7 protein-coding genes are annotated in these 8,228 nt (G+C 34.0%); all 7 read right to left on the bottom strand.

Annotation, left to right across the window (positions count from 1 at the left end):
• Positions 1 to 316: 316 nt before the first annotated feature.
• The 7 genes from RCH13_RS08805 to RCH13_RS08775 all read right to left on the bottom strand — a co-directional run bounded on the left by RCH13_RS08805 (position 317) and on the right by RCH13_RS08775 (position 8,114).
• Entirely contained in the window at positions 317 to 631 is a 315-nt protein-coding gene (locus tag RCH13_RS08805; protein ID WP_326986866.1) for a GIY-YIG nuclease family protein, read from the bottom strand.
• Between the two features lie 681 nt (positions 632 to 1,312).
• On the bottom strand, positions 1,313 to 2,389 hold the full coding sequence (locus tag RCH13_RS08800) for a glycosyltransferase family 4 protein (RefSeq protein ID WP_326986865.1): 1,077 nt from the start codon (positions 2,387 to 2,389) through the stop codon (positions 1,313 to 1,315).
• A 23-nt stretch (positions 2,390 to 2,412) separates the two neighbouring features.
• Positions 2,413 to 3,522 carry a non-hydrolyzing UDP-N-acetylglucosamine 2-epimerase gene (gene wecB / locus RCH13_RS08795; RefSeq protein ID WP_326986864.1) on the bottom strand — a complete coding sequence of 370 codons (1,110 nt, stop codon included), beginning with the start codon at positions 3,520 to 3,522 and terminating at the stop codon, positions 2,413 to 2,415.
• A 67-nt stretch (positions 3,523 to 3,589) separates the two neighbouring features.
• Positions 3,590 to 4,702, bottom strand: coding sequence for a polysaccharide pyruvyl transferase family protein (locus tag RCH13_RS08790; protein ID WP_326986863.1), 1,113 nt, complete (start codon positions 4,700 to 4,702; stop codon positions 3,590 to 3,592).
• Positions 4,703 to 4,761: 59 nt separating this feature from the next.
• Entirely contained in the window at positions 4,762 to 5,925 is a 1,164-nt protein-coding gene (locus tag RCH13_RS08785) for a glycosyltransferase (RefSeq protein WP_326986862.1), read from the bottom strand.
• Positions 5,926 to 5,931: 6 nt separating this feature from the next.
• The gene (locus RCH13_RS08780) at positions 5,932 to 7,176 is read right to left on the bottom strand and encodes a hypothetical protein (protein ID WP_326986861.1); all 1,245 of its coding nucleotides are present in this window, start codon (positions 7,174 to 7,176) and stop codon (positions 5,932 to 5,934) included.
• Positions 7,173 to 8,114, bottom strand: a complete 942-nt coding sequence (locus RCH13_RS08775) for a glycosyltransferase family A protein (RefSeq protein WP_326986860.1) — start codon at positions 8,112 to 8,114, stop codon at positions 7,173 to 7,175. Before RCH13_RS08775 ends, RCH13_RS08780 begins: the two co-directional genes overlap by 4 nt.
• Positions 8,115 to 8,228 lie beyond the last annotated feature (114 nt).

The raw sequence follows: 8,228 nt of genomic DNA, 5'->3' as shown, positions 1-8,228 counted from the left end.
ATTCCTACGGAATGACAAAAGGGGAATTATGCTGGAAGCGTCTCACGGTTAGATAACCTATGTTTTGAAGAAAGGGATTTCTACGGAGTGACAAATAGGTATATAAATCAACAGCTGATTGGTTAAAAACACGGTTTTTGTCACGCTGGAAGCGTCTCACTAGTGCTTGTAGGAACGGTTGTAGAGTAATGGTTGGATTCCTACGGAATGACAAAAGGGGAATTATGCTGGAAGCGTCTCACGGTTAGATAACCTATGTTTTGAAGAAAGGGATTTCTACGGAGTGACAAAAGGATCATACTACCCCCACTAGAAACTAATTTAGAAATAAATGATTTAGAAAATCTAAATTAGGGTTTAAGACCTGAATTAAAGTGAGTTTTCTTATTCTTGACAGCAATTTTATTTCTTTTTCTCGTGCTATGGCTTGCTGGATCCAATCAAATTTTTCATAATAAATTAGAAACTCCACGTTGTAACGTGCGGTAAAACTTCTGGGATGTTTTTTAGAATGGTGTTCATTTAACCTGCGGTGCAAATTATTGGTCACACCCGTGTACAGAACCGTTCGATTTTTATTGGTAAGGATATATACATAATACGTGTGTGATCCTTCTGGAAAATCAATCATCAGCATGTTTTATTCGAAAGTAATTGTTTTTGTAAAAGTAAACTATTAAGTCAAAGAGTTCTAATTATACCAAATGCCACTGGTCATGAATGAGATTCCTACGGAATGATAAAACTCGGATTACACGCAAAAACAGAATTAAATCCACACGCTTGTCACGCTGGAAGCGTCTCTACCAGATAAGTGTTGCTTCAAATGATGGGATTCCTACGGAATGACAAGGACGGTGCAATGAGATTCCTACGGAATGACAAAACTCGGATTACACGCAAAAATAGAATTAAATCCACACGCTTGTCTCGCTGGAAGCGTCTCTACCATAAAAGTAATGCTATGAATGATGGGATTCCTACGGAATGACAGCGATCGTGCAATGAGATTCCTACGGAATGACAAAACTCGGATTACACGCAAATACTAATTTAAAACCACACGCTTGTCTCGCTGGAAGCGTCTCTACCATAAAAGTAATGCTTTGAATGATGGGATTCCTACGGAATGACAAGAGTACTAGACTCGGATTTCTACGGAATGACAGCGATGGTGCAATGAGATTCCTACGGAATGACAAAACTCGGATTACACGCAAATACTATTTCAAAACCACACGCTTGTCACGCTGGAAGCGTCTCTACAATGAAAAGGTAGATAACTGAAGTGCAACTTGCAAAAAACACTTGTTTACATTAAGCTTTTAAACAATTGATCCCACTGTGTTACAATTTCATTTGGATGGTATTTTAAACTATTTAAGCGTGCTGCTGCTCCCATTTTTTGTCGCAATTCTTCACTTTCCATTAAAGTCCTTAGCTTCTCTGCAAAGCTTTCAATATTTCCATTTTTAATTAAAAAACCATCTTCACCTTCAGTTATAATATCTTTCGGACCATTTGGACAATCAAAACTAATCACGGGAAGTCCACAGTTCATGGCTTCTATCAGTACCATACCAAAACCTTCGGAGCGTGAAGGTAAGACCATAATGGAAGATTCCAAATATTTTTCTGCAATATTTCTGACAGGATCATGAAAATGAACATTTTTCAGCTTTAAATGAGTTGCAGCTAACTGCAGGTTTTCGTTGGTTCTGCTTCCATAGATATTGAGTTCCCACTCTGGAAAATCAGGGGCCACATCTTTCCAAATTTGGAGAAGCAAATCGTACCCTTTGTTATAACTAAAGCTTCCAACTGCAATGATTCTTTTATTTTGAAGCGTAGAAACTGCAGAAGATGCAAAAGGCAACGAATTAGGAATGATCACTAAATTTTTCACAGACCACTCTTTCTTATTTCCTTCTGTTAATAGTACAATTTTAGAAAAACGCTTTCCTAAAAATTGTTTCAAGTGATGCTGCCTTTTTTTGAGAAGGGAAAGACCAGTACCACTGTTTCCTAATTGCAGAGAGGCGTGACTTTCATGAATCCATTTTGCTTTTGTTTGAATAATAAGGGGGAGAAAAAAACCTTTTAAACCATCATCACACACAGAAATAATATCAGGTTTTATTTCATCAACAATTTTCTGAATCCCTTTTTTATAAGTTAGGAAATAGTGCAGAGGATTACCAGAAACCGCTATAGATTGTAGCATAAGTTTTTCTGAAAAAGAAAAAAAAGGTTCTTTATGAGCCTCATTTAATCGGAGCACGTGAACTTCATACCCAAAATCATCTGCCAACAAAGAAGCCTTCACCGACAACACTCTTTCAAGTCCGCCGGAACCGGTGATGCCATTTGTGATGTAAAGGAGTTTCATGCGGTTAAGTTTGAGTTTGTGGTTTAATTTTCAAGAAATTCTACAATTCTGGATGCGGCTTTTCCATCTCCATAAGGATTATGTGCGCGAGCCATCTTTTCATAATCATCGGTATTATCTAAAAGATTTTGCGCTGCAGCAATAATCTTATTCGAACTCGTTCCAACCAAGACAACAGTTCCTTCAATCACGGCTTCGGGTCGTTCTGTGGTCTCGCGCGTTACCAAAACGGGTTTTCCTAGAGATGGTGCTTCTTCCTGTACACCTCCAGAATCGGTTATAATAAAATAGGATTTCTGCATCATCCAGACAAAGGAAGGGTAATCTAAAGGAGCAATCAGATGAATGTTTGAAATTCCTGAAAGCAATTCCATCACCGGTTTTTGGACTTGAGGATTTAAATGAACCGGATAAACGATTTCTATATCATTATTATTGGCAAGATGTGCAAGAGCTTTACAAATACTGAGAAATCCTTCTCCGAAATTTTCTCTGCGATGACCAGTTACAAGAATAACTTTTTTATCAAAATTCAGGAGTGACTTTAATTCTATTATTGCGGCGTTTTCATATCCTTTATTGAGCTTTTCAGCAGTCCAAAGGAGTGAATCAATTACTGTATTTCCTGTAACCAAAATATTCTCACTGCCGATGTTTTCATTCAAAAGATTGACTTTAGATTGTGAAGTAGGTGCAAAATGATAGTCACAAATACGGCTCGTCAGTTGCCGATTTAACTCTTCGGGAAAGGGCGAAAATTTATTATACGTTCTTAAACCAGCTTCCACATGCCCCACTTTTATATTTTTGTGGAATGCGGCCCAAGCGCAAACTGTAGAAGTTGTAGTATCGCCATGTACTAAAACAACATCTGGTTTGAAATTTTGCATAACCTCATCTATTTTCAAGAAAATCCTTCCGCAAAGTTCATTAAGAGTTTGATTCTCTTTCATAATATCTAAATCATAATCGGGAACTATGTCAAAGAAATCCAAAACTTGATCTAGCATTTGACGGTGTTGTGCTGTAACGCAAACTCTAACTTCAAAAGAGGGCGATTCTTTAAATTTATGGACTAATGAGGCCATTTTTATAGCTTCTGGTCGCGTCCCAAAACAAACTAATAATTTCATGGTATAAATTCGTGATTTGCTATTAATAACAAATCCAGTTAAATTTGATTACAAAGTTAATGATATATTACGAAGAGGGATATTTAGGGTTTTCCATGAGATCTTGTATAGTCATTGACTTTTCTAAAAAATCATAGGCTTTAGATTTTTCGATATTTATAATTTCTTCGGTGGTTGAAAAATCCATATTAAATAAAGAAGCATCATTGAAAGTTATTTCAAATCTATTTACCATATTAAATTTTTCTAAAATATTGGTAATTCTGGTTTGCATACTTTCTCCTCCTACTCTACTATATATAGCAAAAGGAGTTTGCAAAATTAAGGAAAAAACCACGCCATGAAATGAATCGGTTAAAAACAAACTAGCGCTGTTGATATAATCAACCCATTCAGAAGGATTAACCGTATAGAACTTAGGAGATTTAAAAGAATTTAACTCTATAATTTCAAATTCTGAAGGAATTGCCGCTAAGATTGAACAAACTGAAGAGGACTTTTCCCCTAAAAAATAGGTTAAGACGAATTTGCCTTCTGGTTTTCTTTTATGAGTTGTTGCGAATCCTAACCAATCGTTTTTAGATAAGCACATCGTGGGATCGCAAAGTACGATAGATTCTTTATTTGTAAGTTGCTTGACAATTTTAGCACCACTGGCTTCACGTACGCTAATATTATTAAAACCTTCTAATCCGACCTTAAATACATTTTTATACTTTTCCTCCAGGTTAGAACTTCCGAAACTGGGTGAGAATGTTATCCGTTTTTCCCTGGGAGCAAATTTCAAAAAAACAAAATCAGCAATAGGATGCGTGAACCAGCCCCAAATTTGATCACTTCCCACACTAAAAAAAGAGTATTTCTCATGAAATTTATCATCAACTATTAAGGGATTTACCTCATCTTTTGACTCCGTGAAATAAATTCCAGCATGTTTTTTAAAGTGACTAATACGTAGACTTTTTAAAATTGAAATTGGAATATTTGATGTAAAAAACAATAAATAATGAATCGATATTTTGATTTTTATAATGAAAGGTTCTTTTCTGGGGTTTAGTTGATACTTAATTATTTCTGAATCAAATCCCAGTTTTTTATAAATTTGTTGAACGGCATACATTTGTAATCTGTTGCCATAATTATTATAACCAAACAATGTAATTATTCCTATTTTTTTCATACTGCAGTATCTTTTAATGAATTTCTAAGAAGTTTATCCTCTTCTCTTTTTTTAAATATTTAGGATAAAAATTGCTCTATGTTAGGAATAATATTTTGGGAACTAAATTTTTCGGGACATTTGGTATTTGATTTTAAAATACTATATCTATCGCTATCGTTTAATAATTCAAAGATCGCACTTGCCAAGTGCTCTGCTCCTTGCTTTACAATTATACTATTATTTTGAGTAGCATAGTCTCTAATTCCAGAGTTATCAGTGATAATACAAGGCGTATTTAAAGTCATCGCTTCTAATATTGACAAACCTTGAGATTCTATGTAAGAAGTATGAATGTAAATATCAGCGTGTTTTAAATAAGGAAATGGATTTTCCTTTTTTCCTTCAAATATGACATTTGTTTGAGTTTTTCTATCTTTAGATAATTCTTGCAAATAATTTAAATTATCCCCGTCGCCAATAACATGCCACTGAAAATCTACAAATCCTTTTTTAATTAACATTTCACTTGCAAAAATGACATTTTCAACATGTTTTTCAGGTGCAAATCTACATGCAGTTACGAAATGTTTTTTGTTCGTTTCAAAATTAGGATTTAAAAGATTTGACTTCTTAATAACATCTCGATTGTCGATCATATTCGGGATTACTCTTGTATAATTTTCAATTAGTGGTATGGCAGAAACTACCATTTTCTCGGAAGATTCTGATACAAAAACAATATTTTTCAATTGAACACAAGTTTTTTCAAACTCTTTAAGTGCCTTTCCTGCTATATCAATTGAGCCATGATGCCACCAAGTTGATTTTTTTTGTGACTTAACTACGTATTGAACAATTTGTGTACAAATACCCTTTCTGTAAGCAATTGCAAAATTATATTTTTTATTTCCAAATAATGAACTTCGAAGAAATATTAGTAGTTTTGGATTAATAAAATGACTACAAAGAAATACGTTTCTGACAAAGAGTGCAAAAAAATCTTTCCTTTTTAAACATTGTTTTACACTTTCTAAAAATGGTCCGTGCACATTAGTCAAGTCTTTAAAAATAACATTTACCTCGGCCGGAATCTCTTTAAAATATTCGCCTTTTCCTTCTATTAAAAGTAGGTCGACTTCATATTTGTCATAATTCAAATTTCTTAAAATATCTAAAAGAGATTTCTCAACGCCACCATATCTCATGTGACCATTTACAAATAAAATTTTCTTTTTTATCATATTTTGCTAATTGTAAAGCAAATTTGAAATTACGTGGCGTGGGTGAAATTCCAATACTGGTTGTTTTTGTAAAACTTCATCCCCTGCTAAGAATAAATTCATAATTTTCAAGATTTCTTCTTTCCGATTTGCACAAAAATGATATCGATCATATTTTTTAAAATAATCCATTATTATAATAATTTCCTCCTCCGTACCATCTAAAATAAACAGGATGGGTTTCGTTGTTGCAGAATAATGATAAATTTTTCCTGGTATTTGACCGCCCTTCAGATTGCAAAGATGTACCAAAACATCGGTCTTATCTTGTAGCTCAGATAATTTATCTAAAGTTACTCTTCCGCAAACCTGCACCGCTTGTGTTGATTTTAAAGAAAGGTCTGAATCTCCATTAATGCAGCTAGGTGTTCCACTTTCTATCAGAGCCTCATAGAACGGAGTAATATTTCTCGTTTTTGAATAAAAATCCCCATAATATCCAAATTTAATATTATCCCCGTCTTTCCTAGGTTTATTCTCACCAAATTGCAAGTAAGGAAGAGGAATGTGTTTCATTTTATGGGCACAATCTTGGAAATGATTTTTCTGGTATTGTAAAGTTAGAATGCTCACATAAAATATTTCTCTAGCCGCTTTCAGTAACCGATGCTCTTCCTCTTTTACTTCATCCCTATGACCACCGTAAAGGTCATAAAACCAAGGATCTTCCCAGATTTGAATCCATCGTGTTTCTGTAATGCGTTTTTTAGATAATAAATTCAAAACTAACTTATGACTCGAAGCAGGACTTGAATTCGAAATAATGAGATCGTACGATTTAGTTTCCTTAAATTTCAATCCATTTTTTAGCCAAGTCCGATCTAAATTATAAAGTTGAGAAGTCCTAAAAAGGAAATCATAACTTGTTTTTAATAAATTCCTAATCTGCTTCTTTAAGTTACCATTGGGTGGTAAAGATACAACATGGATATCTTTTTTAATTGCTAACTCGCCATTCGTCGCAATCTGTTTATCAAAGATATTTTTAAATTTAGTTTTTAATCGATCAATCAACGACACCGCGTTATATGTAAAATAAGTAGCCTCCTTCCAGGTGGGTAAAGACGCGTCATTCGCTCCCCAACTTGAACTTGCCATTATAATATCAACTTCACACCCGTTTTCCAATAAACCTTGAACATAGGCATTATGGCTAATATTTGCAGAAGTGTTTCTACTTAAGTTTGTGCCAACCACGTATAAAACTTTCATGAAATTGTATTTTTAGGATTCATTAGTTCCGAATAAATACAATTTTCAAATTGTTTTCTACGTCTAAGAAATATAAGATAACTTACGGGCAGTAATATGGTCGATAAAAATTTATGATCATTATCAATCCAAATATATTTTGGTTTACCACTATATAAAGCTAATGCACCTGACTGAGCTAAACAAAACATTTTACTTTTAAATGAAATTTTTTGCTTCAATTTATATTTCCACGCCATTGAAAACCCCAAAGGATTGCGCTTTTGCATCAATACGTCATTTTTTGTGAGACCATCATTCTGGTATTCACAAATACAAATAATTTTAGGGAACCATCTTATTTTGTGACCTGCCACCGCAACTGCATTAAAAACAATTGCTTCCGGTGCAAAAAATTCACCTTCAAAAACAGGAAAGGGAAAATTACGTAAAACTGAAACATTCCATGCTTCCGTCATATCTGCATCTAGATTGTATTGCTTTCGTTCATAGTCATAAATGTCGAGATAGCCAGTTTTTTTATCGATTAGGGGCCATTCACCCTCACCTTTCAAAGGAATGCCTCCCACCGTACCGCGCATACCTCCCACCGCGTATACCACTTTATTATCCTTTATTGTGTCTAACCATTTAAGTAAATATTCGACGCAGTCATTAGAAACATAATCATCTGAATCAATTTTCGACAAATATATTCCTTTTGCAAGTTCTACTCCCCTGTTAAATCCGACCATCAATCCTTTGTTCGTTTGCTTATAATAACGTATTGGAAACTTATTATCTTCCATTAACCATTGGTTAAACAAATCATCTGTATTATCTGTGGAACCATCATTTATGACTAACCACTCGAAATCAAAGATGGTCTGTCTTTGGAGCGACCGATACAGTTTTTCTAAAATATATCCCCTATTGTAAGTCGGGGTAAAAATTGTCAATCTTAGCATTTTTTTGAAGTAGTTTTAAATGAAGAAATAATCTCAATAATCCTGAAAATTGTAATTTGTGACAATTACACTTAAGTAGGTTTTCATAAAATTTCCAAAAATATG

Origin of the sequence: Chryseobacterium sp. MP_3.2 (genome assembly GCF_035984805.1) — a bacterium.
GTDB lineage: Bacteria > Bacteroidota > Bacteroidia > Flavobacteriales > Weeksellaceae > Kaistella.
The sequence above is the reverse complement of the archived record's forward strand: the minus strand, read 5'-3'. Positions and strand labels throughout refer to the sequence as shown.

Excerpts from the sequence above, each read along its gene's own strand:
- RCH13_RS08780 (WP_326986861.1), bottom strand. The coding sequence starts at position 7,176 with ATGAAAGTTTTATACGTGGTTGGCACAAACTTAAGTAGAAACACTTCT.
- wecB (WP_326986864.1), bottom strand. The coding sequence starts at position 3,522 with ATGAAATTATTAGTTTGTTTTGGGACGCGACCAGAAGCTATAAAAATG.
- RCH13_RS08785 (WP_326986862.1), bottom strand. The coding sequence starts at position 5,925 with ATGATAAAAAAGAAAATTTTATTTGTAAATGGTCACATGAGATATGGT.
- RCH13_RS08790 (WP_326986863.1), bottom strand. The coding sequence starts at position 4,702 with ATGAAAAAAATAGGAATAATTACATTGTTTGGTTATAATAATTATGGC.
- RCH13_RS08805 (WP_326986866.1), bottom strand. The coding sequence starts at position 631 with ATGATTGATTTTCCAGAAGGATCACACACGTATTATGTATATATCCTT.
- RCH13_RS08800 (WP_326986865.1), bottom strand. The coding sequence starts at position 2,389 with ATGAAACTCCTTTACATCACAAATGGCATCACCGGTTCCGGCGGACTT.